This is a genomic window from Collinsella aerofaciens (assembly GCF_019131995.1).
GTDB classification, from domain to species: Bacteria; Actinomycetota; Coriobacteriia; order Coriobacteriales; family Coriobacteriaceae; genus Collinsella; species Collinsella aerofaciens_S.
This window is the reverse complement of record NZ_JAHONA010000063.1, coordinates 1-1,307: the sequence shown is the minus strand read 5'-3', so window position 1 is coordinate 1,307 and position 1,307 is coordinate 1. Positions and strand designations below refer to the sequence as shown.

The 1,307-nt window shown below is 69.9% G+C and carries 1 protein-coding gene; it reads left to right on the top strand.

The window, feature by feature from the left end; translation table 11 throughout:
- Window positions 1-1,225 (top strand): IS256 family transposase (locus KSY82_RS10165; RefSeq protein WP_217751121.1); only part of this gene is annotated, 1,225 nt, incomplete at its 5' end.
- Between the last annotated feature and the right edge of the window lie 82 nt (window positions 1,226-1,307).

Here is a 1,307-nt window from a genome sequence, read left to right as displayed (position 1 = left end):
CGGCGCCATCGACATGCAGGAGCTGCTCAGGCGTCTCGCCGAGCAGGTCGTGAACGCAGTGATGGACGCCGAGGCCGACCAGCTGTGCGGTGGTGGGGCGAACAGCCGAAACGGCTACCGCGAGAGGTCGCTCGCCACCTGCGTCGGCACGCTGACGCTGCGCATCCCCAAACTGCGCTCCGGCAGCTTCTTCCCTGAGGACGTGCTCGAGCGCTACCAGCGCGTCGACCGCGCCCTCGTTGCCGCCGTCGCCGAGATGTACGCCACGGGCACCAGCACCCGCAAGGTGCAGAGGGTGGCCGAGAAGATGGGCGTCTCCAGGCTCTCGAAGGACCAGGTGAGCGCCATCGCCTCGAGCCTGGACGCAGACATCGAGGACCTGTGCGGAAGGCCGCTCGGCGGCTCGCCGGTGCCCTACGTCTGGCTCGACGCGACCTACGTCAAGTGCCGCCGCGAGGGGCGCGTCGCCTCCACCGCCGTGGTCACCGCCATCGGCTGCGATGCGGGCGGCTGGAGGCGCGTCCTGGGCGTCGACGTGGTCGACACCGAGTCCTACGACTCGTGGCTCGCCTTCCTGCGGGCCATCCGCTCGCGCGGGGCGGCGGGCGTGCGGCTCGTCGTCTCGGACGCCCACCCGGGGCTCGTCCGGGCGCTCGGCGAGGTCTTCCAGGGCGCCGCGTGGCAGCGCTGCGCGGTCCACCTCATGCGCGACTGCATGCGCGAGGCCGGCTCCTGGCAGCTCAGGCGCCGCGTGGGCAGGATCGTGTCGCAGGTGTTCCGCGGGCGCGACGCCGCCACCGTGACGGCCATGTACCACGCGGCGTGCGACATGCTGGAGGGGTGCTGCCCCAGGGCGGCGGCGGTGCTGGAGGAGGCCGAGCCCGACGCGCTGGCCTACCTCGACTTCCCGCCGACCCACTGGAAGCGCCTGCGCACCAACAACGTGCAGGAGAGGACCAACCGGGAGATAAAGCGCAGGTCGCGCGTCGTGCAGGTGTTCCCCTCCACGGGCTCGCTGGTGCGGCTCGCGGGCGCGGTCATGTGCGAGCAGGACGAGATATGGCAGGAGTCCAGGTACTTCTCGGAGGCGAGGATGAACAAGCTCTACGATGACGGTCGCACTCGGGGAATCGACGGTCCCGTCGATTGGGCGCGGCTTGAGGCGGAGGCCAGGAAGATGCTCGAGTCCGGCCTCGAGCTTGCGGACAGGGTCGAGGCGGCATAGGATATCAACCGTATTCCAGATTCCAGGACGCCGGGCCGACTCGCTTCGGATCGGGCTCTACACCAACTTTCTCGACACTACC